The 26,451-nt window shown below is 73.7% G+C and carries 16 protein-coding genes; 12 read left to right on the forward strand and 4 right to left on the reverse strand.

Going from position 1 to position 26,451, the window contains the following annotated elements; translation table 11 throughout:
• Positions 1-186 precede the first annotated feature (186 nt).
• From MTR79_RS05405 to moeZ, 5 genes are all read left to right on the forward strand, one after another.
• The gene (locus tag MTR79_RS05405) at positions 187-1,992 is read left to right on the forward strand and encodes a DUF3492 domain-containing protein (RefSeq protein ID WP_244789398.1); all 1,806 of its coding nucleotides are present in this window, start codon (positions 187-189) and stop codon (positions 1,990-1,992) included.
• Positions 1,989-3,113 carry a hypothetical protein gene (locus tag MTR79_RS05410; RefSeq protein WP_244789400.1) on the forward strand — a complete coding sequence of 375 codons (1,125 nt, stop codon included), beginning with the start codon at positions 1,989-1,991 and terminating at the stop codon, positions 3,111-3,113. The genes MTR79_RS05405 and MTR79_RS05410 overlap by 4 nt, the downstream gene beginning before the upstream one ends.
• Before the next feature lie 118 nt (positions 3,114-3,231).
• A complete protein-coding gene (locus MTR79_RS05415; RefSeq protein WP_086699436.1) occupies positions 3,232-4,242 on the forward strand; it encodes an NAD-dependent epimerase/dehydratase family protein in 1,011 nt (336 codons plus the stop codon).
• Entirely contained in the window at positions 4,230-4,991 is a 762-nt protein-coding gene (locus MTR79_RS05420; protein ID WP_244789402.1) for a spherulation-specific family 4 protein, read from the forward strand. The genes MTR79_RS05415 and MTR79_RS05420 overlap by 13 nt, the downstream gene beginning before the upstream one ends.
• A gap of 63 nt (positions 4,992-5,054) precedes the next feature.
• Complete coding sequence (gene moeZ / locus MTR79_RS05425; protein ID WP_048455732.1) at positions 5,055-6,233, forward strand: adenylyltransferase/sulfurtransferase MoeZ; 1,179 nt, start codon at positions 5,055-5,057, stop codon at positions 6,231-6,233.
• A gap of 104 nt (positions 6,234-6,337) precedes the next feature.
• On the opposite strand, the gene MTR79_RS05430 is transcribed toward moeZ, so the two are convergent.
• The 3 genes from MTR79_RS05430 to MTR79_RS05440 all read right to left on the reverse strand — a co-directional run bounded on the left by MTR79_RS05430 (position 6,338) and on the right by MTR79_RS05440 (position 12,399).
• Positions 6,338-7,840, reverse strand: a complete 1,503-nt coding sequence (locus MTR79_RS05430; RefSeq protein WP_244789404.1) for an alpha/beta hydrolase — start codon at positions 7,838-7,840, stop codon at positions 6,338-6,340.
• Positions 7,841-8,004: 164 nt separating this feature from the next.
• On the reverse strand, positions 8,005-9,555 hold the full coding sequence (locus MTR79_RS05435) for an alpha/beta hydrolase (RefSeq protein ID WP_244789406.1): 1,551 nt from the start codon (positions 9,553-9,555) through the stop codon (positions 8,005-8,007).
• A gap of 144 nt (positions 9,556-9,699) precedes the next feature.
• The gene (locus tag MTR79_RS05440; protein WP_156698535.1) at positions 9,700-12,399 is read right to left on the reverse strand and encodes a lysylphosphatidylglycerol synthase transmembrane domain-containing protein; all 2,700 of its coding nucleotides are present in this window, start codon (positions 12,397-12,399) and stop codon (positions 9,700-9,702) included.
• 188 nt (positions 12,400-12,587) lie between these two features.
• Between MTR79_RS05440 and MTR79_RS05445 the strand changes: the two genes are divergently transcribed.
• The 5 genes from MTR79_RS05445 to nudC all read left to right on the forward strand — a co-directional run bounded on the left by MTR79_RS05445 (position 12,588) and on the right by nudC (position 23,174).
• A complete protein-coding gene (locus tag MTR79_RS05445; RefSeq protein WP_086699442.1) occupies positions 12,588-12,974 on the forward strand; it encodes an MGMT family protein in 387 nt (128 codons plus the stop codon).
• Between the two features lie 353 nt (positions 12,975-13,327).
• Complete coding sequence (locus MTR79_RS05450) at positions 13,328-16,933, forward strand: ATP-dependent DNA helicase (RefSeq protein WP_244789408.1); 3,606 nt, start codon at positions 13,328-13,330, stop codon at positions 16,931-16,933.
• A gap of 126 nt (positions 16,934-17,059) precedes the next feature.
• A complete protein-coding gene (locus tag MTR79_RS05455; protein WP_244789410.1) occupies positions 17,060-20,599 on the forward strand; it encodes an ATP-dependent DNA helicase in 3,540 nt (1,179 codons plus the stop codon).
• 69 nt (positions 20,600-20,668) lie between these two features.
• On the forward strand, positions 20,669-22,081 hold the full coding sequence (locus MTR79_RS05460) for a dipeptidase (protein WP_244789412.1): 1,413 nt from the start codon (positions 20,669-20,671) through the stop codon (positions 22,079-22,081).
• Positions 22,082-22,229: 148 nt separating this feature from the next.
• Positions 22,230-23,174 (forward strand): NAD(+) diphosphatase, encoded by a 945-nt coding sequence (nudC, locus tag MTR79_RS05465; protein ID WP_189364251.1) that lies wholly within the window; start codon positions 22,230-22,232, stop codon positions 23,172-23,174.
• Positions 23,175-23,253: 79 nt separating this feature from the next.
• On the opposite strand, the gene MTR79_RS05470 is transcribed toward nudC, so the two are convergent.
• Positions 23,254-23,496 carry a mycoredoxin gene (locus tag MTR79_RS05470; protein WP_033272097.1) on the reverse strand — a complete coding sequence of 81 codons (243 nt, stop codon included), beginning with the start codon at positions 23,494-23,496 and terminating at the stop codon, positions 23,254-23,256.
• Between the two features lie 193 nt (positions 23,497-23,689).
• Here MTR79_RS05470 and MTR79_RS05475 point away from each other — a divergent pair, with 193 nt between their 5' ends.
• Together MTR79_RS05475 and MTR79_RS05480 are read left to right on the forward strand one after the other, a co-directional pair.
• Positions 23,690-25,900, forward strand: coding sequence for an ATP-dependent DNA helicase UvrD2 (locus MTR79_RS05475; protein WP_244789414.1), 2,211 nt, complete (start codon positions 23,690-23,692; stop codon positions 25,898-25,900).
• 162 nt (positions 25,901-26,062) lie between these two features.
• Positions 26,063-26,380: a hypothetical protein gene (locus tag MTR79_RS05480; RefSeq protein ID WP_086699451.1), complete on the forward strand. Its 318-nt coding sequence runs from the start codon at positions 26,063-26,065 to the stop codon at positions 26,378-26,380.
• Positions 26,381-26,451: the final 71 nt, after the last annotated feature.

Below are 26,451 nucleotides of genomic sequence, written 5' to 3' on the forward strand. Positions count from 1 at the left end.
GCGCCCGTAGTACGCCGGTCTCAGCACGGCCAAACGCGATTCGCACGGGAAAGTTACGCCCGTTCACCCCTTCTGGTGGCGTGATGGACAACCGTCCATCACGCCACCGTCCTGTCCGCATACGTTCGTCCCGCTGCGAGCCGCCGGGCCAACGGCGGCTCCCGACGGGAGAACGGGGGTGCACACGTGCGCATCGGACTGCTTACGGAGGGTGGCTATCCGTATGTGGGCGGTGAAGGCGGGGTGTGGTGCGACCGCCTGGTGCGCGGGCTCGACCGACACGAGTTCGACGTCTACGCGTTCAGCACCGGCCAGGCCCAGGAGGACGCGGGATGGGTCGAGCTGCCGCCCCAGGTTCAGCGAGTGCGCACGGCGCCGCTGTGGGTCGCTGAGGAGGACGGGGTGGTCCACGGCCGCCGCGCCCGCCGGCGCTTCACCGAGCACTACGGCGAACTGGCCGCCGCCCTCTGCACCGCCGCGGAGCCCGGCACCGCCCAGGGGCCCGGCACCGCCCAGGGGCCCGGCACCGCCCAGGGGCCCGGCATCGCCGAGAAGCCCGGCACCGCTGAGGCGGACCGTTTCGCCAACGCGCTGCACGGGCTCGCCGAGCTCGCCCGCGACGAGGGCGGACTGGTCGCCGCGCTGCGCTCCGAGCAGGCCGTGCGCGCCCTGGAGCGTGCCTGTCGAGCGCCCGGAGCCCGCCGCGCCGCGCGGGAGGCCCGCGTCTCCGACCTGCTGACCGTCGCCGACCACCTGGAGCGCGCCCTGCGCCCCCTCTCGCTCGACTGGTACGAGGAGGACGGCCTAGGCGCCGTCGATCTCTGCCACGCCGCGTCCGGCGGCATCGCCGCGCTCCCGGGCCTGCTCGCCCGCCACTTCTTCGGCGTCCCGCTCGTGGTCACTGAGTACGGCGTGCGTCTGCGCACCCACTACCTCACGCGCCCCGACGCCTCGCCCGCCGTGCGGTCCCTGCTCGCCGCCTTCCACGGCCTGCTGACCGCCGAGACCTACCGTGCCGCCTCCTACCTCGTCCCCGGCAACGCCCACGCCCGTCGCTGGCAGGAGCGCTGCGGCGCCGACCGGGCCAAACTGCGCACCATCCACCCCGGCCTGGACGCCACGCCCTTCGCGCGCGTCGGCGAGGACCGCCGGCCGGGGGACCGGGAGAAGGACGAGAAGCGGGAGAAGCAGGAGAGGCAGGAGAAGCAGGAGAGGCAGGAGAAGCAGGAGCACGCCGGGCCGCACACCCTCGTCTGGTTCGGCCGGGTGGAGCCCGCCAAGGACCTGGTCTCGCTGCTGCACGCCTTCGCGGAGGTCCGCGCGGCCGAGCCCGGCACCCGGCTGCGCATCGTCGGCCGCCCCTCAGGGCCCGAGGGTGAGGCCTACCTCGGCCACTGCCGGGCCCTGGCCGCCCAGCTCTTCCCGGACGAGGCCGACGGCCCGCACGCCGTGGGGCGGAACCCGGTGTCCTTCGAGGAACCCGGCGGCCCCGGCGCCGAGACCACCGCCGACGTCCACGCCGGCGGGGCCGTCACCGTGCTGTCCAGCGTCGTCGAGGGGTTCCCGGTCGGGCTGATCGAGGCGATGTTCTGCGGACGCGCGACGGTCTCCACGGACGTCGGCGCGGTCGTCGAGGTGATCGGCGGCACCGGCCTCGTCGTACCGCCGCGTAATCCGCGGGCGCTCGCCGAGGCGTGCGTCTCGCTGCTGCGCGACCCCGAGCGCCGTGCGCGCCTCGGAGCGGCCGCGCGAGCCCGGGCGCTGGAACTGTTCAGCGTCGAGCAGAACGTCGCGGCGTTCCGCGGCCTCTACCTCGAGACCGTCGCCCGCACCCCGGTACGCCGGCCCGTCCTCGACGGCGCCGGAGACCCGCAGCCCTTCGCCGCGCCCGCCGAGGCCCACGTCCCCGGCCACTGGACCGAACCCACCCCCCGCGCCGTCCCCACCTGGGCCGTGGAGACGCCGGAGCCCGTCACGGAGACCGTCCGATGACCGACCTGAGCGAACTCGACCGCGGCGCCGCCGACCCGGTCAAGGTGCTGCTGCACCGCCACCGCGAGCTGTGCGAACGCGCCGTGGACCCGCTGGAGATCGCGGCGGGCCTGGAGGCCCACGGCATCACCGACAGGACCGCCGCCCGCTTCCGCCACCGCGACGTCTTCTCCCTCGCGGAGGAGCTCTACGCCCGCGTCCCGCGTGACGCCGACACCGCGGCCGACGCATCCGCCGCGCCGGCACGCGAGGGAGACCGCCGCCGGTCCGTCGCCGTGCTTCTGCTCCCGCTGCTGCCCGGCACGCTGTGCGCCGCCGCGCTGATCGCCCTGGCCCGCACCCACGGCCAGACCCGCCTGTACGCGGCCGCCGCCGGCGTGGTCGCCGTCGCCCTCGCCCTGCGCGCCGCGCTGCGCCGCGGACCGCTGGCCCTCCCCGACGCCCTCGCCTCCCGGTCGGCGACCGGCTCCTGGACCTGCTGGCTCCTCGTCTACGCCGTGCTGGGCGACGGCCTGCTGCGCACCGCCGTCGCCGGTGGCCCCGACGGACTGCCCGACGGCACCGCCGACGGCGACTGGCCCGTGGCCCTCGCGCCGCTCCTCGCCCTCACCCTCGCCGTCGCGCCCGCGACCTGGACGGCCGGTCTGTTCCTCGCCCACGCGCGCCGCAAGCTCGCCGCCAGCCGCGGCCTGGAGGACTTCGCCGCCTCCGTCCGGCCCGTGCTGCTCGGCGCCGTGGCCCTGTTCCTGGGGGCGCTGGCCGCGCTCGTCGCCCTGTGCGCGCCGTTCCTGGACGCGGGGCCCGTCTCCCCGGCGGTCCTCGCCCTCGGTGTCCTCCTCTTCGTCGCCCGGCTGCTCACCGTGCACGGCTTCACCCACGCCCCGCGCGTGATCCTCATGCTCACCGCCGTCGCCCAGGTGCTCGCGCCCGCCACCGTCTTCGCGGCCCGGCTGCCCGGCTGCGCCGCGCTGGGCGCACCGGTGGAGGCCCTCACCGCCGCCTCGGGCCCCTCCGCCGTACCCGTCCTGACCTGCGGTGCGGGCGCCCTGACCCTGCTTGTGCACGCCTCCCGCACCCTCGCCCGCGCCTCGGCGCACCTGCGGCCGGAGCAGGCGCGGTGACCGGCCGCGACCGCCGCACGGCTCGGACGACCGCGGCCCCGGAGCCCTCGACCCCCCTCTAAGGAGAACCTCGCATGACCTGCCGTCCCGTCACCGACCGCCGCGAAGGAGCCGACCGATGAGGGTCCTGCTGATCGGAGCCAACGGCTACCTCGGCCGCTTCGTCGCCGACCGCCTGCTCGCCGACCCCGCCGTCCAGCTCACGGCCCTCGGCCGGGGTGACGACGCCGACGTCCGCTTCGACCTCGCCACCGGCAGCCCGGGCGCCCTCACCCGCTTCCTCGACGCCGTCCACCCCGGTGTCGTCATCAACTGCGCGGGCGCCACCCGGGGCGGCGCCCGCGAACTGACCCGGCACAACACGGTCGCCGTCGCCACCATCTGCGAAGCACTGCGCCGCAGCGGCTGCGGGGCACGGCTCGTCCAGATCGGCTGCGGCTCCGAGTACGGCCCCAGCCAGCCGGGCTCCTCCACCGCCGAGGACGCCGTCCCCCGCCCCGGCGGCCCGTACGGCGTCAGCAAGCTCGCCGCCACCGAGCTGGTCCTCGGCTCCGGCCTGGACGCCGTGGTGCTGCGGGTCTTCTCGCCCGTCGGACCCGGCACGCCGGCCGGCTCCCCGCTCGGCCGGCTCGCAGAGGCGATGCGCCGCGCCATGCAGTCCGGCGACGGCGAACTGAAGCTCGGCGGCCTCGGCGCCCAACGTGACTTCGTCGACGTCCGCGACGTGGCCCGCGCCGTGCACGCCGCCTCGCTCTCCGCCGCGCAGGGCGTCATCAACATCGGCTCCGGCCGCGCCGTCCGCCTCCGGGACGCCGCCGGGATCCTCGCCCGGGTGGCCGGCTACGGCGGCGCCCTCAACGAGCTCGACGGCCTGCCCCACCCCGGGCCCGTCCACGCCACCCACACCGCCCACGCGACCCACCTGCGGGCGACCATCGGACACCCGCGCGCCGAGGCGGAGCACCACGCCACCGCCGCCTCGCCCGCCGCGTTCCCGTACCCCGACGGGTGCGGGACCTGGCAGCAGGCCGACGTACGCACCGCACGCGACCGCCTCGGCTGGCGCCCTCGCATCAACCTCGAGGAGTCGCTCGCGGACATCTGGATGGAGGCGGCATGCCGTATCTGACCCGGTCCAGACAGGGCCGCACCGCCACGGGGCTCGGCACCGGCCTCGGCATCCCGGGCGTGGCCCATCCACTCCTCGCCCCTGACGAGTGGAACCGGCTGGGCCGCCCCGGCACCCCCCTGCACTGGGTGGTGCTCAACGTCGCCGACGGCCCCGGCGTCCAGCCCGACCCGCACTGCCTGGAGGCGGCGGGCCGACTGCGCAACGCGGGCGTCCGCGTCCTCGGGCACATCGACACCGCCTACGGGCTGCGCGGCTTCGGGGAGATCATCTCCGACGCCCACCGCTTCCACGACTGGTACCGGGTCGACGGCTTCCTCCTGGACCGCTGCCCCGCCGGCCGCGAGGACCTGCCCGAGGTGCGGCGCACCGTCGCCACCCTCCGGGTCGTTCACGAGGACGCCCACGTCGTCCTCGGGCACGGCACCCATCCGTACCCCGGCTACGCCGAGCACGCCGACCAGCTGGTCACCTTCTCCGGCCCGTGGAGCGACTACCGCTGGTCCCAGGTGGCCGAGTGGACCGCCGACCACCCGCCGGAGCGGTTCTGCCACTTCGTGCACGGCGTGCCCCGGCCGCACCTGGAGGAGGCGCTGCGCATCGCCCGCTGGCAGGGCGCCGGCACCATCTACTTCACCGACCACTCGGACCGGGGCACCGGCCGCGCGGCACCGGGGGATCCCTGGGGGCCGCTGCCCGGCTACTGGGACGACATCGTCTCGCGTGTCGGGACGGGTGTCTCGGAATGAAAAAGGGCATGGCAGTGTTAAGCGGAGAACAACCGTAGTGATTGACCGACCAACGGAGTCCCCGTGTCGCTGCCACCCCTGGTCGAGCCGGCCCCCGAGCTCACCGTAGACGAGGTCCGCAGGTACTCCCGCCACCTGATCATCCCCGACGTGGGAATGGACGGGCAGAAGCGGCTGAAGAATGCCAAGGTGCTCTTTGTGGGCGCCGGCGGCCTGGGCTCGCCGGGTCTGATGTACATGGCCGCGGCGGGCGTGGGCACGCTCGGCATCGTGGAGTTCGACGAGGTCGACGAGTCGAACCTGCAGCGCCAGATCATCCACAGCCAGTCCGACATCGGCCGCCCCAAGGCCGAGTCCGCCCGTGACACCATCAAGGGGATCAACCCCTACGTGAACGTGGTCCTGCACGAGGAGCGGCTCGAGGCCGACAACGTGATGGACCTGTTCAGCCAGTACGACCTGATCGTCGACGGCACGGACAACTTCGCGACCCGCTACCTGGTCAACGACGCCTGCGTCCTGCTGAACAAGCCGTACGTCTGGGGCTCCATCTACCGCTTCGACGGCCAGGCCTCCGTCTTCTGGTCCGAGCACGGCCCCTGCTACCGCTGCCTCTACCCGGAGCCCCCGCCCCCCGGCATGGTCCCCTCCTGCGCCGAGGGCGGCGTCCTCGGCGTGCTCTGCGCGTCCATCGGCTCCATCCAGGCCAACGAGGCCATCAAGCTGCTGGCCGGCATCGGCGAGCCCCTCGTCGGCCGGCTGATGATCTACGACGCCCTGGAGATGCAGTACCGCCAGGTCAAGGTCCGCAAGGACCCCGACTGCGCAATCTGCGGCGAGAACCCGACCGTCACCGAGCTCATCGACTACGAGGCCTTCTGCGGCGTCGTGTCCGAGGAGGCCCAGGCGGCGGCCGCCGACTCCACGATCACTCCCAAGCAGCTCAAGGAGTGGATCGACGACGGCGAGAGCATCGAGCTCATCGACGTCCGCGAGCCGAACGAGTTCGAGATCGTCTCCATCCCGGGCGCCCGGCTGATCCCGAAGAACGAGTTCCTCATGGGCAACGCCCTGGAGAGCCTGCCGCAGGACAAGAAGATCGTCTTGAACTGCAAGACGGGTGTCCGCAGTGCGGAAGTCCTCGCGGTCCTGAAGTCCGCGGGCTTCTCCGACGCCGTCCACGTCGGCGGCGGCGTCATCGGCTGGGTCAACCAGATCGAGCCGGAGAAGCCGGTCTACTAGGCGGCACCGGACGGAGAGGTCCGCACGACCGCGCCGGCCGTCACCGGGTCCTCGTCGGGGGCTTCGGGCACCACCTCGGGGTGTGCCCGGAGCCCTCGACGCCGTTACGAGCAGACCTTGCCGTCCTGAGGCACCGTGCCGTCGAGCAGGTAGGCGTTCACCGTCGAGTCGACACAGTCGCTGCCGCTGCCGTAGGCGCCGTGGCCCTCGCCCTTCCAGGTCAGCACCACCCCGACGCCCTCGCCCAGCTCGTCCGCCATCCGCCGCGCGCCCTCGTAGGGGGTGGCCGGGTCGCCCGTGTTGCCCACGACCAGGATCGGCTCCGCGCCCGGGGCGCTCACCTCCGGCGTCTCGAACTGGCCCGGCACCGGCCAGTCGTGGCACCAGCCGGCCGTGTCCCAGCCCAGGAACGGGCCGAAGACGGGGGAGAGCTTCTCGAACTCCGGCAGCAGCTTCTTCGTCTCCTCGACCGTCGGCCGCTGCTTGTCGTCCAGGCACGATATGACCCGCTGCGCGTGGGTCGTGGTGCCGTAGCCGCCCGAGGCGTCCCGCTCGTTGTACCCGTCCGCGAGGGCCAGCAGCTCCGTGCCGTCCCCGTCCTGCGCCGCGTCCAGCGCGCTGGTGAGCGCCGGCCAGCTGGCCTCGCTGTAGAGGGGCAGCACGATGCCGATGATCGCCAGCGACTGCGTCAGCTCGCGGCCGGAGGAGGACGTCGGCAGCGGTTCGGCGTCGACCCGGTCCAGCAGGTCCGCGATCTCCCGCGAGCCCTGCTCGGGGTCGCGTCCGGTGGACCGGAGGTAGTTGTCGAGGGCGGTCTGGAAGCCGCGGGTCTGGTTCTTGGCGTGGCCGATCGCGTCGGCCGTCGGGTCGACCACCGCGTCCAGCGTCATCCGGCCGACCTTCTCGGGGAAGAGGTGGGCGTAGACCCCGCCGAGCTCGGTGCCGTAGGAGATGCCGAAGTAGTGCATCCGGTCGTCGCCGAGGGCCTGCCGGATGCGGTCCATGTCACGGGCGGTGTCGGTGGTCGAGACGTGCGCCATCAGCTTTCCGGCCGCCTTCTGACACCCCTTGCCGAAGTCGGCCGCGTCCTCGAGGAAGACCCGCTCCTCCGCCGGGGTGTCCGGCGTCCAGTCCACGGAGGACTCGGCGGCCTCGATGGCCTTGTCGTCGCGGCAGCGGACACCGCCGCTCGCGCCCGTCCCACGCGGGTCCCAGCTCACCAGGTCGTAGCGCTCGCGCAGGTCGGCGGCCATGTCGGCGTAGGCGGGGAGGGTGGAGACGCCCGAGCCGCCAGGACCGCCGAAATTGAACAGCAGGGAGCCCATGCGGTCGTCGCCCGTCGCCTCGGCGCGGATGAGGGCGAGGTCGATCGTCTCGCCGTCCGGCTGCGACCAGTCCAGCGGCACCTCGAGCGTGGCGCACCGCCATTCGTCGCCGGGCGCCGGACCGTCCTCGGTCGCCTCGCAGTGCCCCCAGTCGATCGCGCCGGCGCCGCTTGCCTTGTCGTCCTCGCCTGCGTCGTCCTTCGACGGTCCGCCCCCGCTGCAGCCGGCCGTCAGCAGTGCGGCGGCGGCGGTCAGGGCCGCCCACCGTGTGAACCGGGTCATCTGCACATCCCCCCTCGTGGTCCGTCCGCGTCGTGCGGCGAACGGCTGTCCCGACATCGTAGGCAGGTCCGGCGTCGGCCGGGGAGGCCTGTGGAAAACCCTCTGAGCTGGGCCTTTCGTCGTCGGTCCTGCCTTTGCGCCCAGCCGTCGCACGGCCGGGCGGGTCAGGGGCAGACCGCTTCGGCCGCAGGCACCTTGCCGTCCAGCAGATAGCCGTGGACCGCGTTCCGCACGCAGCGGTCCTCGCTGTTGTAGGCGCCGTGCCCCTGCCCGTTGTACGTGAGTTCCACGCCGACCCCCTCACCGAGCGCCTTCGCCATGCTGCGCGCGCCCTCGTACGGGGTGGCCGGGTCGCCGGTGTTGCCGATCACCAGGATCGGGTCCGCGCCCGGAGCGCTGACGTCCGGTTGATCGGCGGCGCCCGGCACGGCCCAGTCGGTGCAGGTGATCATTCCCCAGGCCATGAAGTCACCGAAGAGCGGGGAGGCCTCGCGGAACTCGGGCAGCAGCCGCTCCACGTCCGCCGGGGTGTAACGGGGTTTGGCGTCGGCGCAGTTGATGGCGACGTTGGCGGGCACCAGGTTGCTGTACTCGCCGTTCTCGCTGCGTCCGTTCATCGAGTCGGCCAGCACCATCAGGATCGTGCCGTCACCGTCGTACGCCTGCTCCAGACCGTCGGTGAGGAACGCCCAGAAGTCCTTCGAGTACAGGGCCTGAGCGATGCCGCTCGTCGCCATCGTCTCGGTGAGCTGGCGCGGGAAGACGCCGGGGATGGGCCGGCGGTCCAGGTCCCGCAGCAGCTTGGCGATGCGGTTCTTCACGTCCTGGACGCTGTCGCCGACGGGGCACTCCTCGACCTGGGAGACGCAGTCCTCGGCGTAGTTGTCGAGGGCGCGCTGGAAGCCCCGGGCCTGTCCGAGCGAGGCCTGCTCGTAGTCCAGCGCCGGGTCGACGACCGCGTCGAACACCGCGCGGCCCACCTTGTCGGGGAAGAGGTGGGCGTAGACGCCGCCGAGTTCGGTGCCGTAGGAGATGCCGAAGTAGTACAGCTCGTCGTCGCCGAGGACCTGGCGCATCAGGTCGAGGTCGCGGGCCGCGTCGGTGGTGCGCACGTGCGGCAGGACCCGCCCGGAGTTGTCCTCGCAGGCCGCGTTGAACTCCTTGGTGCTGTCCAGCAGTTCCGTGCGTTCGGCGCTGTCGTCGGGGGTGCCGTCCTGCTGGAAGTGCTCGTCGAGCTCCTGGTCGTCCTCGCAGGTGACGGGCGCGCTGCGGCCGACCCCGCGCGGGTCGAAGCTCACCAGGTCGTACCGGGTGCGCAGGGTGGCGTAGTCACTGCCGAACGCGGGCAGCGTGGTGACGCCGGAGCCGCCGGGACCACCGAAGTTGAAGATGAGCGAGCCGATCCGCTGCCCTTCCGGGCCGCTCGACCGGACGCGGATCAGCGCCAGGCCGATGGTGTCGCCGTCCGGGTCGTCCCAGTCCAGGGGCGCCTTGAGCGTCGCGCACTCCCACTGACCCCGGGCACCCGGAAGCGGCGACGGCGACGCGCCCCCGCCCTGGGCCTCGTCGGGGGCCGGGCAGGCATTCCAGTCCAGCTTCTGCCGCGTCAGGTCCTGGGCCGGCTCGTCCCCCTCGGCACAGCCCGCCAGCAGTGCGGGCATCAGGAGGGCACAGGCGGACAGGGCTGCGGCACGGAGCCGGAAGGGGCGGGACATGCCCCCATCCTGCGGTCGCCCGCGCCGTGGCGCGCGGGACACGGGCCGTCCGAGGGAGGCTCGCGTCCGGCCGGCGTCTCAGCCGGTCACAAGGCCGCTTGGCGGGATCGGCCGGTCACAAGGCCGCTTGGCGGGATCGGCCGGTCACAGGGCCGCTTTGCGGGTGAGGTGATTGAAGGCGAGCCAGCCCGGCAGCACGGGCAGCCACAGGGTCAGCAGCCGGAAGAGCAGCACGGCGGGCGCGGCGACCTCCTTGGGCAGGCCGACCGCGATCAGGCCGACGGTGAGGGTGGCCTCCACGGCGCCCACACCGCCCGGCGTCGGAGCGGCGGACCCGAGGGCGTTGCCCGCGAGGAAGACGACGGCGACGCCGGCGATGCTCACCGAGGTCGACTCGTCGCCGAACGCCCGGATCGAGGCGTCCAGGCACATCACGAAGCAGGCGGTCAGCAGCAGCATGCCGCCGATGCCGGTGACCAGCTTCTGCGGCCGCTGCAGGACGTCGAGCATGCGCGGCACGACGCCCGCGAACAGCGACCGCACGCGCGTGACGACGAACTTCCGCAGGAACGGCACGGAGGTCACCACGAGCACCAGCACCGCGACCGTCAGCAGACCGCCGATGACCGTGCGGGACGGCGACAGCGAAGGAGTCTTCTCGGTACCGGTCAGATAGCCGAACGCCAGCAGCATCAGGATGTGGCAGCCGAGCCCGAACAGCTGCGACGCGCCGACGCTCGCCACCGCGAGCCCCGGACGCACGCCCGCGCGCTGGAGGAAGCGGGTGTTCAACGCGACGCCGCCGACCGCGGCCGGGGCGACGATCTTCACGAAGGAGCCGGCGACCTGGGCCGCCACGGTGCGCAGGAACGGCACCCGTTCCGGCACGAACCCGAGCAGCGCCATCGCGGCCGCCACGTAGCTCAGCGCCGAGAACAGCACCGCCGCGGCCACCCAGCCCCACTCCGCGTTGGAGATCAGCGGGCCGAACTCGATGTGGGTGAGCTGCGTCAGCAGGAAGTACGCGCCGATCGCGCCCGCGATGAGGCTGATCAGCGTGCGCGGGCGCACCCGCTCCAGCCGGGCCGGCTCGACCGGGGCCTGCGGCCTGATCCGCAGCACCTCCTGCCGGATCTGGCTGAGCATGTCCTCCTCGCGCGCCTCGTCGAGAGCCTCGTCGATGGCCCGCTTCTCGGCCCGCTGTTCCGCCCGTACGGCCTTCTTGCCGGCCTTGTCGAGCACGACGGGGCGGGAGTCGTCCGCCTCGTGCGCGCGGGGCGGGCGGGAGTGACGGGAGGCCTCCAGGACCGCCTCGCGTTCCCGCTCCGCGCGCTCCCGGGCGAGCCGGCGCAGCGTCGCGCGCGTGGAGCGGCTCAGCGCGATCGGCTGGAGCATCGGCAGACAGTCCGCCACGGCGTCGGGGCCGAGGACGCTCAGCGCGGACGCCACCGCGCGCTCGGCGCCCACCCGCAGCCCCAGCGTCACCAGCAGCTGGGAGACGTCCATACGCAGCAGCAGGTCGCCGGCCGCGATCTCCCCGCCGCGCAGGTCGGTGAGGATCACCGTGCCGGAACGGTCCACCACGATGGCGTCGCCCACCAGCCTGCGGTGCGCGATACGGCGGGACTGCAGCGCCTTCACCTGGTGCCAGGTGTCGCGCAGCAGTTCGTCGGTGATCTCCTCGTCGTCCAGGGAGTCCAGCGTGCGTCCGCCGGTGTGTTCGTAGACCAGCATCACCGCGTCGGGGCCCAGCTCCGACGTGGCGATCAGCTTGGGCGCGTTGGCACCGGCCGCGATGGCGGCGTAGGCCAGCAGGGCCTCCTGCTCCAGCGCCTGGCGCAGCGACTGGAGGCTCCGGCGGGTGGCGAAGCCGCGCAGCGCCAGGTTGCGCCAAGCCCGGTAGAAGAAGCCCTGAGCCTGCTGCTCGCGGTCGACGACGGTGACGTCGAGGGGCGGGCCGTCCTCCAGGGTGACGAAGTAGCGCCGCCCCCGGTCGCCGCCCTCGGCCGCGTCGGCCGCCTCCTCGCGGGACGCGGTCACCGGACGGAAGCCGACCGTGCGGAGCCCCGCCATCAGGGTGCGGCCGGTGGGCCGGACGTTGGGCGAGCCGACCGCGTAGAGCGTGCCGTAGGCGACGGTCCAGCCGATCAGCACGGTGAGGATGATCGAGAACGGGGTGGTGTACCCGGTGACCAGCATCGAGAAGGCGTCGAGCAGGAGCACCACCCACAGGACCGCGCGCCACCGTGGTCTGCGGGACATGCCGACGGCGGTCATGTACGCGATGACGGGCGCGAGGTAGCCGTGCACCGGGTCGGTGAGGGCGTGGATGTCGCCGGGGGAGGGCTGGGTGAGCGCGTCCTGGATCGAGTCGGGGGCGGCCCGCGCGACCCACAGGTCGGTGGCGAGCGTCACTCCGTGCGCCAGCACGGCGGCGAGCACGCCGTCGGCGATCCGCAGCCCGTCCCGTTTGATCAGCCGTTCGATCGCGAAGGCGACCGGGACGAGCAGGATCGCGATGCTGGAGGCCAGGCCCGCGATCTTGATGAGCAGATCGGGCGCCTGTCCGGTGCCCTTGTTGATGTCCTGTTCGAGACCCGAGGTGGTGCCGTGGGCGAAGGCGGCGATCGCCAGCAGTACCACGACCGCGAGCACGCCGCCCACCAGCCGCATGAGGTCGGACGGACGGTGCACGCGCGCGGGGAGCAGCGGTTCGTCGCCCTCCACCTCGTCGATGTGCGCGACGTCCCGGTGCGCGCCGCCGGGCTCCTTCGCGGTGTCCGGGCGCGACGAGGCGTCAGGGGTGCCCTCCGTGTCCTCGGGGTGCGCACCCTGCTGCTTCATCGTCTCTTCTCGATCTCGTATCACCGGTCACCGCCCGCACGATGGTGGCATGCCGTACCGCCACAAGGGGGCATCAGGGTCCACAAGCGGGGCGGCACAGTCTGCCCGAAGCGGTGCTCCGGGGCGAGTCGCCCGCCCGTGTCCGCGGAGGCGCCGCGTTGTCGGTGGGGTGGGGCAGGATGGTCCGGATGAGCCAGGAAAGTCTTCCGTCCGACGGGGGTCCGGAGCACCCGGACGCCCTGCCGGCGTACGCCGAGCGGGTCCTGGAGGTCGCCGAGCTGATCCCGCCGGGACGCGTCATGACGTACGGGGACGTGGCCGAGTGGCTGGGGGAGGGCGGGCCCCGGCAGGTGGGGCGCGTGATGGCGCTCTACGGCGGCGCCGTCCCCTGGTGGCGCGTGGTCCGCGCGGACGGCGTGCTGCTGCCCGGCCATGAGCTGCGGGCCCTCGGCCACTACCGCGCCGAGGGCACACCTCTGCGGGAGGCGGGCCGGGCGGCGGAGGGCCATGTGCCACGCCTCGACATGAGACGCGCGCGGTGGGACGGCGGCGCGGACACCGGGGGTCACACCTGACAGCTTCCGCCATCCCCGCCGCCGCCGTGTGACGTGTGATTCACCAGGGGGACATGAGGCACATCCGCGGCATGACGTACGTTCGTGGGTCGAGGGGCGCGGGTGCCCGGAGTGACGGGAGGGAAGAAGCGGAAACGCTGCTTCCGTTCCGGTCCCCGGCGTAGCGTCGGCTGCGCGTGGCCCCCTCACCCTCCGACCACCGCCCCGCACACGCGGCGCAGCGCCCCACAGCACACCCACCAGGACCGGCGAACCACGTGAGCTCCTTCTCCTCCACCAGCGGCCTGTCGCACCCCCCGGTGCGGCGGGGGAGCCGTGGCGCCTATCGACTGGTGCGTACCCCGCCGGCCCGCGTGGACCCCCCTCCACTGGACGCCGCCCAGCGTTCCGTGGTTGAGCACGGCTCCGGGCCGCTGCTCGTCCTCGCCGGTCCCGGCACCGGCAAGACCACCACGCTCGTCGAGTCCGTGGCCGCCCGTGTCGCGCGCGGCGGCGACCCCGAGCGCATCCTGGTGCTCACCTTCAGCCGCAAGGCCGCAGTCGAGCTGCGCGACCGCATGGCGCTGCGCATCGGGGCCGCCCGTGCCCCCCAGGCGACCACCTTCCACTCCTTCTGCTACGCCCTGGTCCGCGCCCACCAGGACAGCGAGCTGTTCGTGGAGCCGCTGCGGCTGCTCTCCGGACCCGAGCAGGACGTCACCGTGCGCGAGCTGCTCGCCGGGCAGGTGAACCTGGAGCGGTCCGGACTCTCCCACGTCCGCTGGCCCGACGAGCTCCGCGCCTGCCTGACCACCCGCGGCTTCGCCGACGAGGTCCGCGCGGTCCTGGCCCGCAGCCGAGAACTCGGGCTCGGCCCCGGGGCCCTGGACGCCTTCGCCCGCCGCATCGGCCGCCCCGACTGGCGCGCCGCCTCGGCCTTCCTCGCCGAGTACCTGGACGTCCTCGACCTCCAGGGCGTCATCGACTACGCCGAGCTCGTCCACCGCGCGGTGCTCCTCGCCCGGCGCCCCGAGACCGCCGGACAGCTCGCCGACCGCTACGACGCCGTCTACGTCGACGAGTACCAGGACACCGATCCCGCCCAGGTACGGCTGCTGCACGCCCTGGCGTCCGGCGGCCGCACCCTCGTCGCCTTCGGAGACCCCGACCAGTCGATCTACGCGTTCCGGGGCGCCGACGTCAACGGCATCCTGGAGTTCCCGTACGCCTTCCCGCGCGCGGACGGCCGTCCGGCGCCCGTCCAGGTGCTGCGCACCTCCCGGCGCTCCGGCGCCACCCTCCTCGAAGCCACCCGGCTGATCACCCGGCGCATGCCGCTGCCCCGGCTGCCGGCCGAGAAGGTCCGCCTGCACCGGGAGCCGGCACCCGTGCGCGACGGCGGCCGGGTCGAGGTGTACACCTACCCGACGGCCGGCACCGAGCTGGACAACATCGCCGACATCCTGCGCCGCGCCCACCTGGAGGACGGCGTCCCCTGGAACGACATGGCGGTCCTGGTCCGCGCGGGCGCCCGCACCCTGCCGGTGGTCCGTCGCGCCCTGACGACCGCCGGCGTCCCCGTCGACGTCGACGGCGACGACCTGCCCCTGCGGCACGAGCCGGCCGTCGCCCCGCTGCTGACCGCCCTGCGCGCGGTGGCGAGAGCGGAGGAGAACCGACGGCCGGACGCGGTGGACGCTGAGGACGCGCGGGGTGCGGGGGATGCGGCGGACGCCGGGGCGGGCGAGGCGGATGCCGGTTCTGGTGAGGCGGGCCGCGGTGCAGGTGCGGGTGCCGGTGCGGGCGCGGGTCCCGGTGAGGTGGTCAGCGGTTCTGTTGAGGCGGACGCCGGGGCGGGCGAGGCGGACGCCGGTTCTTATGAGGCAGGCCGCGGTGCAGGTGAGGCGGACGCCGGTGCGGGCGAGGCGGACCGTGGTTCGGCCGGGACCGATGCCGGTGCGCGCGCCGGTGCCGGCGAAACGGGCGCCGGCACCGGCGACGAGGGGACCGGTACGGGCGAGGCCGACCGTGGCTCCGGCGAGGCGGGCACCGCAGCCGAGCCGGGAGCCGGGCCGGGCGGTTCGGGGGGCGGCGGCGACGAACCCTGCTGGCTCGACACCGAGACCGCCCTCACCCTTCTCACCTCCCCCCTCGCCGGCATGGACGCCGCCGACCTGCGGCGGCTCGGACGCGCGCTGCGCGAGGAGGAGCGGGCGGCCGGGAACGCCCTGCCACCGCCCTCGGACGAACTGCTCGCCCGCGCGCTGGCCGAGCCCGAGCGGCTCGCCGTGCACGACCCCGTCTACGCGCGCGGGGCGCAACGGCTCGGTGCCCTGCTGCGCCGGGCCCGCGCATGCCTGGCCGACGGCGGCACGGCCGAGGAGGCCCTCTGGGAGCTGTGGGACGGCACCCCCTGGCCGCAGCGTCTGGAACGCGCGGCCCGCCGCGGCGGCGCGGCCGGCCGCAACGCCGACCGCGACCTCGACGCCGTGTGCGCGCTGTTCGCCACCGCCGCGCGCGCGGAGGAGCGCACGGGCGGGCGTGGTGCCCTCAACTTCCTCGAGGAGATCGAGGCCGAGGACATCGCCGCCGACACCCTCACCCGCCGCCCCGCCCGCCCCGACGCCGTCCGCCTGATGACCGCGCACCGCTCCAAGGGCCTGGAGTGGGGCCTGGTCGTCGTGGCCGGCGTGCAGGAAGGCCTGTGGCCGGACCTGCGCCGCCGCGGCTCCCTGCTGGAGGCCGACCGCATCGGCCGCGACGGGCTCGCCGAGCCGCTCACCCCCGGCGCGCTGCTCGCCGAGGAGCGCCGCCTGTTCTACGTCGCCGCCACGCGCGCGCGTGACCGCCTCGTGGTGACGGCCGTGAAGGCGCCGTCCGACGACGGCGACCAGCCCTCCCGCTTCCTCACCGAGCTCGGCGTCGAGCCCCGGGACGTCACCGGCCGCCCGCGCCGCCCGCTGTCCGTCGCCGCGCTCGTCGCCGAGCTGCGCGCCACCACGGTCGACCCCCGTGTCTCGGACGCCCTGCGCGAGGCCGCGGCCCGTCGGCTGGCCCGGCTCGCCGCTCTCACCGACGAGGACGGCCGTCCCCTGGTGCCGTCCGCGCACCCCTACCGCTGGTGGGGCATGTACGAACCCACGCACAGCAAGGTGCCGCTGCGCGACCGCGACCGGCCCGTGATGCTGTCCGGCAGCGCCCTCGACCAGCTGGCCAACACCTGCGCCCTCCAGTGGTTCCTGGGCCGTGAGGTGAAGGCCGACGCGCCCGCCACCGCCGCCCAGGGCTTCGGCAACGTCGTCCACGTCCTCGCAGACGAGGTCGCCTCCGGGCACACCCCCGCCGACCTCGACGTCCTCATGGAGCGCCTCGAGTCCGTGTGGAACGCCCTCGCCTTCGACGCGCCCTGGAAGTCGGCGCAGGAGAAGGAGAACGCGCGCGTGGCGCTCGAACGCTTCCTGAAGTGGCACGTCATGGACCGCACCGGCCGCACCCCGGTGGCCAGCGAGCACGACTTCGACGTCACTCTGGAGTCCGGCGACTACCAGGTCCGCATCCGGGGCCAGATGGACCGCGTCGAGGCCGACGGCGAGGGCCGCGCCTACGTCGTCGACTTCAAGACCGGCAAGCAGGCGCCCAGCTCCAAGGAGGTGGAACGCCACCCCCAGCTCGCCGTGTACCAGCTCGCCGTCCGCGAGGGCGCCGTCGACGAGGTCTTCGACGGGACGCGCCCCGAGCCGGGCGGCGCCGAACTCGTCCAGCTGCGGCAGGGCGCCGCCAAGCGGGACGGCGGCGAGACCCTCCCCAAGGTGCAGGCGCAGGAGCCGCTGGAGGGGGAGTGGGTCGGCGATCTGCTGGCCACCGCCGCCGGCAAGGTCCTCGACGAACGCTTCACCCCGACCGCGGGCCAGCACTGCGCGCACTGCGCGTTCCGGGCGTCGTGCAGCGCCCGCCCCGAGGGCCGCCACGTCGTCGAGTGAGGCGTCGGGCGAAGTGCTCCCCCAGGCGTGCGTGACATATCGCACCACCCTCGCCGACCTGCGCTTCTTCCCTCCCGGCGGGCCCGGTGGGCCCGCGTTGTCGGTGGCCGCCGCTAGATTCTCGGTGTGCCCGCCCGTATCAGCCGTCCCGACCAGCTCAAGGAGCTGCTCGGGATCCCGTTCACCCCGGAGCAGACGGCCTGCATCATCGCGCCGCCCGCCCCGCAGGTGATCGTGGCCGGAGCGGGCTCCGGCAAGACGACGGTGATGGCGGCCCGCGTGGTCTGGCTGGTCGGCACCGGTCAGGTCGCTCCCGAGCAGGTCCTCGGCCTCACCTTCACCAACAAGGCCGCCGGCGAACTCACCGAACGCGTCCGCACCGCGCTGATCAAGGCCGGCGTCACCGACCCGGACCCCCTCCCGTCACCCGGCCACCACCCCTCGACGACGGCGCTTCGCACCGGCCCCTCCCCGTCGGACCCGGACAACCCCCCGGGCGAGCCGGTGATCTCCACGTACCACGCCTTCGCCGGCCGGCTGCTCACCGACCACGGGCTGCGCATCGGCCTCGAACCGACGTCCCGGCTGCTCGCCGACGCCACCCGCTACCAGCTCGCCGCGCGCGTGCTGCGCGAGGCGCCCGGCCTCTACCCGGCCCTCACCCGCTCCTTCCCCGACCTGGTGGGCGACCTCCTCACCCTCGACGCGGAGCTCTCCGAGCACCTGGTGCGCCCGGAGGACGTGCGCGCCCACGACGCCGAGCTGCTGCGCGCCCTGGAGAACGCCAAACTCAGCAACGCCGACCTGCGCAAGGTCCCCGAGGCCGCCGCCGCCCGCCGTGAACTCGCCGAGTTGGTGCAGCGCTACCGGAGAGCCAAACGCGAACGCGACCTGTTCGACTTCGGCGACCAGATCGCCCTGTCCGCCCGGCTCGCCGGCCTGCCCGAGGTGGGCCGCGTGCTGCGCGACGAGTTCCGGGTGGTCCTCCTCGACGAGTACCAGGACACGTCGGTCGCCCAGCGCGTCCTCCTCGCGGGCCTCTTCGGCGGCGGCACCGGCCACCCGGTGACCGCCGTGGGCGACCCCTGCCAGGCCATCTACGGCTGGCGCGGCGCCTCCGTCGCCAACCTCGACGACTTCCCCGAGCACTTCCCCCACGCCGACGGCCGCCCCGCCACCCGCCAGTCGCTCAGCGAGAACCGCCGCAGCGGCGGCCGGCTGCTCGACCTGGCCAACGGCCTCGCCGAGCCGCTGCGCGCCATGCACGCGGGTGTGGAGGCCCTCCGCCCGGCGCCCGGCGCCGAACGCGACGGCATCGTCCGCTGCGCCCTGCTGCGCACCCACGCCGAGGAGATCGACTGGCTCGCCGACTCGATCGCGCACCTCGTGAACACCGGAAAGGCGCCCGGCGAGATCGCCGTGCTGTGCCGCACGGCGACCGACTTCGGCGAGATCCAGGCCGCGCTGGTCGCCCGGGACGTGCCCGTCGAGGTCGTCGGCCTGTCCGGGCTGCTGCACCTGCCGGAGATCGCCGACCTGGTCGCCGTCTGCGAGGTCCTCCAGGACCCCGGCGCCAACGCCTCCCTCGTCCGGCTGCTGACCGGCCCGCGCTGGCGGATCGGCCCCCGCGACCTAGCCCTGCTCGGGCGCCGCGCGCGCCGGCTGGTGTCCCACGCGCGCGTGGACGGCGACGACGACCCCGACCGGCGGCTCGCCGAGGCCGTCGAGGGCGTCGACCCCGCCGAGGTGATCTCGCTCGCCGACGCCCTCGACACCTTCCTGGAGACCCCGCTGGAGGGCGGTGGGGACGACGACGGCCTGCCCTTCTCGCCCGACGCGCGCGTCCGCTTCGCCCGTCTCGCCGCCGAGCTGCGAGACCTGCGCCGCTCCCTCTCCGACCCGCTGATGGACGTACTGCACCGGGTGCTCGCCGTCACCGGACTCGAGGTCGAGCTGTCCGCGTCCCCGCACGCGCTGGCCGCCCGCCGCCGGGAGACCCTGTCCAACTTCCTCGACGTCGCCGCGTCCTTCGCCTCCGGCGACAACGAGGCCACCCTGCTCGCCTTCCTCGGCTTCCTGCGCACGGCCGCCCAGTACGAGAAGGGCCTGGACAACGCGCTGCCGGGAGGCGAGAACACCGTCAAGGTGCTCACCGCCCACAAGTCCAAGGGGCTGGAGTGGGACGTCGTAGCCGTCCCGGGCCTGGTCACCGGTGCCTTCCCCAGCGACCGGGGCCGCGAGAAGTGGACGGCGCAGGGCAAGGTGCTGCCGCACGCGCTGCGCGGTGACGCCGACACCCTCCCCGACGTGCCGTCCTGGGACTCGCGGGGCCTGAAGGCCTTCCACGAGGCGATGAAGGAACACCAGCACACCGAGGAGCTGCGCCTCGGCTACGTCACCTTCACCCGCCCCCGCTCCCTGCTGCTCGGCTCCGGCCACTGGTGGGGCCCCAGCCAGAAGAAGCCGCGCGGCCCCTCAGAGTTCCTGCTCGCCCTCCACGACCACTGCGCCGCCGGGCACGGCGAGATCGAAGCGTGGGCGGAGGAACCCGAGGAGGACGAGGAGAACCCGGCGCTGCGGCAGGCCGGCGACGTCCAGGCGTGGCCGCTGCCCCTGGACGACGCGGCCCTGGCCCGGCGCCGCGCCGCCGCCGCGACCGTCCTCGCCCACCTCGACCGTCTCGCCGCCGACCCGCACGGCGCGGCAGCCGTCCACGACCCGGGCGCCCACGACGACCCGGACTGGCCGCCACCGCCGGACGACGAGGAGCCGTACCCGGAGGACCACGCCGACGATCCGTACCCGCAGGAGCCCGGCGCGGTGGACGCCGCCGACTGGGACTCCCTGCCCACCGAGCGCCCCGTCGTCCCCCACCAGGCGACCGCCCCGGACGAGTCCGCACCGTCCCGGCCGGACCTCCCCGCGCCCGCCGAGGCGCCCCTCACTCCCGAGGAGGCCCGCACCGTCGCCTCCTGGGACCGCGACCTGGATGCCCTCACGGGGGAGCTGCTGCGCGCCCGCGACACCGTCACCGAGGTGCGGCTGCCCGCCTCCCTCACCGCCTCCCAGCTGCTCCGGCTGGCCGACGACCCCGACGGCTTCGCCCGGGAGCTGGCCCGCCCCATGCCGCGGCCGCCCCAGCCCGCCGCGCGCCGGGGAACCCGCTTCCACGCGTGGGTCGAGGCGCGCTTCGAGGAGCTGACCCTGCCCATGCTCGACCCGGACGAGCTGCCGGGCGCCGACGCCGAGATCGCCGACGAGCGCGACCTCGAGGAGCTCAAGGAGGCCTTCGAACGCACCGAGTACGCCCACCGCACGCCCTACCGCGTGGAGGCGCCGTTCCAGCTGTCGATCGCCGGCCGAGTCGTCCGGGGCCGCATCGACGCCGTGTACCGGCACGAGGGCGCCGAGGACGGTGACGCCGTGACGTACGAGATCGTCGACTGGAAGACCGGCCGGGGCCGCACCGCCGACCCGCTGCAGCTCGCGGTCTACCGGCTCGCCTGGGCCGAGCAGCAGGGCGTCCCCCTGGAGTCGGTCACCGCCGCGTTCCTGTACGTCCGCACCGGCGAGGTGGTCCGACCGGAGCGGCTTCCCGGCCGTGCCGAGCTGGAGCGCCTGCTGCTCGACGAACCGGACGCTGAGATACCGCACCCCGGACGGTGAGACACCGCACGTCGCACGGTGAGATACCGCACTCCGAGGACACCCCCGCGTGCCGATAGGCTCGTAGACATGAGCCAGCACGTTGACAATGCCGTCGACGCCGTCCGTACGTACATCGCAGACCACCGCACGGCGTTCCTCGACGACCTCTCCGCGTGGCTCCGCATCCCGTCCGTCTCGGCCCAGCCCGATCACGCCCCCGACGTGCGCCGCAGCGCCGACTGGCTGGTCGCCGCCCTGAAGGACACCGGCTTCCCGGCCGCCGAGGTCTGGGACACCCCCGGCGCCCCGGCCGTCTACGCCGAGTGGCCCAGCGACGACCCAGGGGCGCCGACCGTCCTGGTGTACGGCCACCACGACGTGCAGCCGGCCGCCCGCGAGGACGGCTGGAACAGCGACCCCTTCGAGCCCGTCGTCCGCGGCAACCGCCTCTACGCGCGCGGCGCCGCCGACGACAAGGGCCAGGTCTTCTTCCACACCCTGGGCGTGCGCGCCCACCTCGCCGCCACCGGCCGCACCAGCCCCGCCGTCCACCTCAAGCTGCTGATCGAGGGCGAGGAGGAGTCCGGCTCCCCGCACTTCCGGGAACTCGTCGAGCGGCACGCGGACCGGCTCGCCGCCGACGCCGTGATCGTCTCCGACACCGGCATGTGGGCCGAGGACACCCCGACCGTGTGCACCGGCATGCGCGGCCTCGCCGAGTGCGAGATCCGCCTGTACGGACCCGACCAGGACATCCACTCCGGCTCCTTCGGCGGCGCGGTCCCCAACCCGGCCACCGCGGCCGCCCGGCTGGTCGCCGCCCTGCACGACGAGCAGGGCCGGGTGGCGATCCCCGGCTTCTACGACGGCGTCGTCGAGCTCACCGACGAGGAACGCGAGCTCTTCGCACGGCTGCCCTTCGACGAGGAGCGGTGGCTGCGCACCGCCAAGTCGCACGGCACCGGCGGCGAGGCCGGCTACAGCACCCTCGAGCGCATCTGGGCCCGCCCCACCGCCGAGGTCAACGGCATCGGCGGTGGCTACCAGGGCCCCGGCAGCAAGACGATCATCCCGTCCTCCGCGATGGTGAAGCTGTCCTTCCGGCTGGTCGCGGGTCAGGACCCCGTGCACATCCGGGACGCGGTCGCCGCCTGGGTGCCCGGCCGGCTGCCCGAGGGCGTCCGGCACGAGATCAGCTTCAGCCCGGCCACCCGACCCTGCCTCACCCCACTCGACCACCCCGCCCTCCAGTCGGTCGTCCGCGCGATGGGCCGCGCCTTCGACTCACCTGTGCTGTTCACCCGCGAGGGCGGTTCCGGACCGGCCGCCGACCTCCAGGACGTCCTCGGCGCACCCGTGCTCTTCCTCGGCATCTCCGTCCCGTCCGACGGCTGGCACGCCCCCGACGAGAAGGTCGAGCTGGACCTGCTGCTCAAGGGCGCCGAGACCAGCGCCCACCTCTGGGGCGACCTCGCCGAGCACTGGCGGCACGCCCCCTGACCACCCGCGCCGTCCGAAGCGGGCGTCCGCGCGCGGCACACTGGAAGAGCCGCGCCACCGTTGCGCCCGCAGGAGCCGGTCCCTCCCGCCCTCGTCCGCCAGACCGCCCGCGACCCGATCCGTTCCCCCGGGGGAGTTGGAAGCACCCGTGACCACCAGGACCGACCACACCGCCGACCGACCCATCTCGCTCACCGCCCCGAGCGGCATCGACCGCGCCGCGCACCACCGGCTCGACGAGGCATGGCTCGCCGCGGCGTGGAGCCACCCCTCGACCCGCTGCTTCGTGGTCTCCGGCGGCCAGGTCCTCATCGACGAGACACCGGACGGGCGCACCGAACTCGTCATGACCCCGACCTTCGAGGCCCCGCTCACCGAGGCCCACCGCTACTTCCTCGGCATCGACGAGGACGGCGTCAGCTACTTCGCCCTGCAGAAGGACTCCCTGCCCGGCCGCATGGACGACTCCGCCCGCCCGGCGGGCCTGCGCGAGGCCGGGCTGCTGCTGTCCCCGCGCGAGGCGGGCCTGATGGTGCACGCCGTCGCGCTGGAGAACTGGCAGCGGCTGCACCGCTTCTGCTCGCGCTGCGGCGAGCGCACCGTCATCGCCGCAGCGGGCCACATCCGCCGCTGCCCCGCCTGCGGCGCCGAGCACTACCCGCGCACCGACCCCGCGGTGATCATGTCGGTGATCGACGACAAGGACCGCATCCTGCTCGGCCGCCAGGTCCACTGGCCCGAGGGCCGGTTCTCCACGCTCGCGGGGTTCGTCGAGCCGGGCGAGGCCATCGAGCAGTCGGTGCGCCGCGAGGTGCACGAGGAGGTCGGCATCGCTGTCGGCGCGGTCGAGTACGTCGCCAGCCAGCCCTGGCCGTTCCCCTCCAGCCTGATGCTCGGTTTCGTCGCCCACGCCACCTCCTCCGAGATCACCGTGGACGGCGACGAGATCCACGAGGCCCGCTGGTTCTCCCGCGACGAACTGCGCGCCGCCTTCGAGTCCGGCGAGGTGCTCCCGCCCTACGGCATCTCCATCGCGGCCCGGCTGATCGAGCAGTGGTACGGCGAGGAACTGCCCACCCGCAGCGCCTTCTGAGCCCGGCGCCCCGCACACGACGAAGCGGGCGGCCGGTCCCGTGAGGGACGGCCGCCCGCTTCGTGCGTCCGCGGGACGCTCAGACGCCGATCTTCTGCTTGACCTGCGCGAGCGAGGGGTTGGTCAGCGTCGAACCGTCGGGGAACAGCACGGTGGGCACCGTCTGGTTGCCGCCGTTCGCCTTCTCCACGAAGGCCGCCGACTCGGGGTCCTGCTCGATGTTGATCTCGGTGTACGCGATGCCCTCACGGTCCATCTGGCTCTTCAGCCGACGGCAGTAGCCGCACCACGTGGTGCTGTACATCGTCACAGTGCCCTGCATGCCTCTCGCGCTCCTTCGGCGGCTCGGGTAAGTCCTCGGTCTGTCGGAGGAACGTACTTGAAAGCGAAGGCATTCCCGCCGTCCCCCGGCCCCTGAAGCCGGAGACGTGACGCTTGTCGCATTTGTACGACCGCGAGCACCTCCCTGTGGACAACCGGCTCACCTGTCCCGGGCGACCTGGCAGCATGGCGGTGTGACAGCAGCAACGCACTCCACCCTCTTCCCGCGGGTCCCGGACTCGGCCGACGCGGTGCTCGAAGGTCTCGACCCCGAGCAGCGCGCCGTCGCGACCGCGCTGCACGGACCGGTGTGCGTGCTGGCGGGCGCCGGCACCGGCAAGACCAGGGCGATCACCCACCGCATCGCCTACGGGGTGCGCGCCGGGATCCTCCAGCCCTCCAGCGTCCTCGCCGTCACGTTCACCAACCGCGCGGCGGGGGAGATGCGCGGCCGGCTGCGCCAGCTCGGGGCCGTGGGCGTCCAGGCGCGGACGTTCCACTCCGCGGCCCTGCGCCAGCTCCAGTACTTCTGGCCCAAGGCGGTCGGCGGATCCCTGCCCCGGCTCGTCGACCGCAAGATCCAGCTGGTCGCCGACGCGGCCGCCGCCTGCCGGATCCGCCTCGACCGGGGCGAGCTGCGGGACGTCACCGCCGAGATCGAGTGGTCGAAGGTCACCCAGACCGTCCCCGCCGAATACACGGCCGCGGCCGCCAAGGCCGACCGGGAGACGCCCCGTGACCCCGCCGAGATCGCCCAGCTCTACTCCGCCTACGAGGAGCTCAAGCGCGAGCGCTCCGTCATCGACTTCGAGGACGTCCTGCTGCTCACCGTCGCCGTCCTCCAGGACCGGGCCGACATCGCCGAGCAGGTGCGGGCGCAGTACCAGCACTTCGTCGTCGACGAGTACCAGGACGTCAGCCCCCTCCAGCAGCGCCTGCTGGAGCTGTGGCTCGGCGACCGGGAGAACCTGTGCGTGGTCGGCGACGCCAGCCAGACCATCTACTCCTTCACCGGCGCGACCCCGGACCATCTGCTCGATTTCCGAGTCCGCCACCCGGGCGCCACCGTGGTCAAGCTCGTCCGCGACTACCGTTCGACCCCTCAGGTGGTCCGCCTGGCCAACGGTCTGCTCGCCCAGGCGAAGGGCCGAGCCGCCGACCACCGGCTCGAGCTGGTCTCCCAGCGCCCCGCGGGACCCGAGCCGGTCTTCACCGAGTACACCGACGAGCCCGCCGAGGCGGAGGGCGCCGCCCGCCGCATTCGCGAGCTGATCGGCTCGGGCGTCCCGGCGAGCGAGATCGCCGTCCTGTTCCGCACCAACTCCCAGTCCGAGACCTACGAGCAGGCCCTCGCCGACGCGGGCGTGCCCTACCAGCTGCGCGGGGCCGAGCGGTTCTTCGACCGTCCCGAGGTGCGCAACGCGATCACCGCGCTGCGCGCCGCCGCCCGCTTCGGCGGCAACGACGCGCTCCTCGACGACGCCCCCGACCTGCCCTCCCAGGTGCGGGCCGTGCTCTCCGGCAAGGGCTGGACGCCCCAGCCGCCCGCCGGGTCGGGCGCGGTGCGCGAGAGCTGGGAGTCCCTCGCCGCCCTGGTGCATCTCGCCCAGGACTTCGCCGCCGCCAAGGCCGGCGCCACCCTCGCCGACCTCGTCGTCGAACTGGACGAGCGGGCCGGCGCCCAGCACGCCCCCACGGTCCAGGGCGTCACGCTCGCCTCGCTGCACGCGGCCAAGGGCCTGGAGTGGGACGTCGTCTTCCTGGTCGGCGTCGCCGAAGGAATGATGCCGATCACCTACGCCAAGACGGACGAGCAGATCGAGGAGGAGCGCCGTCTCCTCTATGTCGGCGTCACCCGCGCCCGTGAGCACCTTCACCTCTCCTGGGCGCTCGCCCGCTCCCCGGGCGGCCGCGCGAACAGGCGCCCCAGCCGCTTCCTCGCCGGACTGCGCCCCGGCTCGCAGGCCGTCGCGGGCCGCGCGGGCGCTGCGGGAGCGGGCGGAGTGGAGCGCGGCTCCTGGACGGCGGCGGCCACCGCGGGCCCCGAGCAGGCGCCGCGCCGCAGGCAGCGCACGCCCGCTCGCTGCCGGGTCTGCGGCCGCACGCTGACCGACGGCGGCGAGATGAAACTGATGCGCTGCGAGGACTGCCCCTCCGACATGGACGAGGGGCTGTACGAGCGACTGCGCGAGTGGCGCGGCGAGCAGGCGCGACGCAGTGGTCAGCCGGCCTTCTGCGTCTTCACCGACAAGACGCTGATCGCCATCGCCGAGGCGGCCCCCGACGACGCGCACGAACTGGCCCGCATTCCCGGGGTGGGCATGCGCAAGCTGCGCCGTTACGGCGCCGACGTGCTGGCCCTCTGCGCGGGCCGGGACCCCGCCGATGGACAAGATCAGGACTGATACGAACTCGTCGGAAAAATAGTTTGCGCATGCCCCGGGAATCCCCATAGGTTCTTAGCCACGGGGACAGCGGCCTTCTCGGAGGCCCTGATTCCGTGTTGTACTTGCGTATCCGCGGACCGGTTCGCCCGGTCCCCCAGACGCCGAGAGGAGGCGAGTCCAGTGATCAGCATCAACACCAGCACCAGCGTCAAACTGACCGATCGCTCGGCCGTCTCCCTGTGCATGCTCGGCGCCTCGAACCAGGGCACCGGTCTGTCCGGCATTCGTGCCGTCCGTCCGGCGTCCTCCCTCGCTCCCGCGGGCCTTGTCGTCCGTGAGCGCGATGAGCGACCGACCAAGGCACTGGAAGCAGCAGTAGTGGCACAGGCGCAGGCCTATGCCTTTGCGGCGGCCGGTGCCGGATTCCGGAAGCAGACGACGCAGCACCACCTGATGTGGGCCTTCCGTGGGCCAGAACCCTGGAGTGATCCAGCCTGATTTATCAGGCCGGCGCCTTCAGGGCCGCGGAACCCCATCCGGGATCCGCGGCCCTTCTGTTTGCCCCGAAC

The organism is Streptomyces sp. BJ20 (genome assembly GCF_022869105.1).
In the GTDB taxonomy this organism is placed as follows: Bacteria; Actinomycetota; Actinomycetes; order Streptomycetales; family Streptomycetaceae; genus Streptomyces; species Streptomyces griseoincarnatus.

What these genes read in the sequence shown, in the direction of transcription:
- MTR79_RS05435 (WP_244789406.1), bottom strand. Translation starts at nt 9,555, where the DNA reads ATGTCCCGCCCCTTCCGGCTCCGTGCCGCAGCCCTGTCCGCCTGTGCC.
- MTR79_RS05440 (WP_156698535.1), bottom strand. Translation starts at nt 12,399, where the DNA reads ATGAAGCAGCAGGGTGCGCACCCCGAGGACACGGAGGGCACCCCTGAC.
- MTR79_RS05410 (WP_244789400.1), top strand. Translation starts at nt 1,989, where the DNA reads ATGACCGACCTGAGCGAACTCGACCGCGGCGCCGCCGACCCGGTCAAG.
- MTR79_RS05460 (WP_244789412.1), top strand. Translation starts at nt 20,669, where the DNA reads ATGAGCCAGCACGTTGACAATGCCGTCGACGCCGTCCGTACGTACATC.
- MTR79_RS05445 (WP_086699442.1), top strand. Translation starts at nt 12,588, where the DNA reads ATGAGCCAGGAAAGTCTTCCGTCCGACGGGGGTCCGGAGCACCCGGAC.
- MTR79_RS05415 (WP_086699436.1), top strand. Translation starts at nt 3,232, where the DNA reads ATGAGGGTCCTGCTGATCGGAGCCAACGGCTACCTCGGCCGCTTCGTC.
- MTR79_RS05430 (WP_244789404.1), bottom strand. Translation starts at nt 7,840, where the DNA reads ATGACCCGGTTCACACGGTGGGCGGCCCTGACCGCCGCCGCCGCACTG.
- MTR79_RS05470 (WP_033272097.1), bottom strand. Translation starts at nt 23,496, where the DNA reads ATGCAGGGCACTGTGACGATGTACAGCACCACGTGGTGCGGCTACTGC.
- MTR79_RS05420 (WP_244789402.1), top strand. Translation starts at nt 4,230, where the DNA reads ATGCCGTATCTGACCCGGTCCAGACAGGGCCGCACCGCCACGGGGCTC.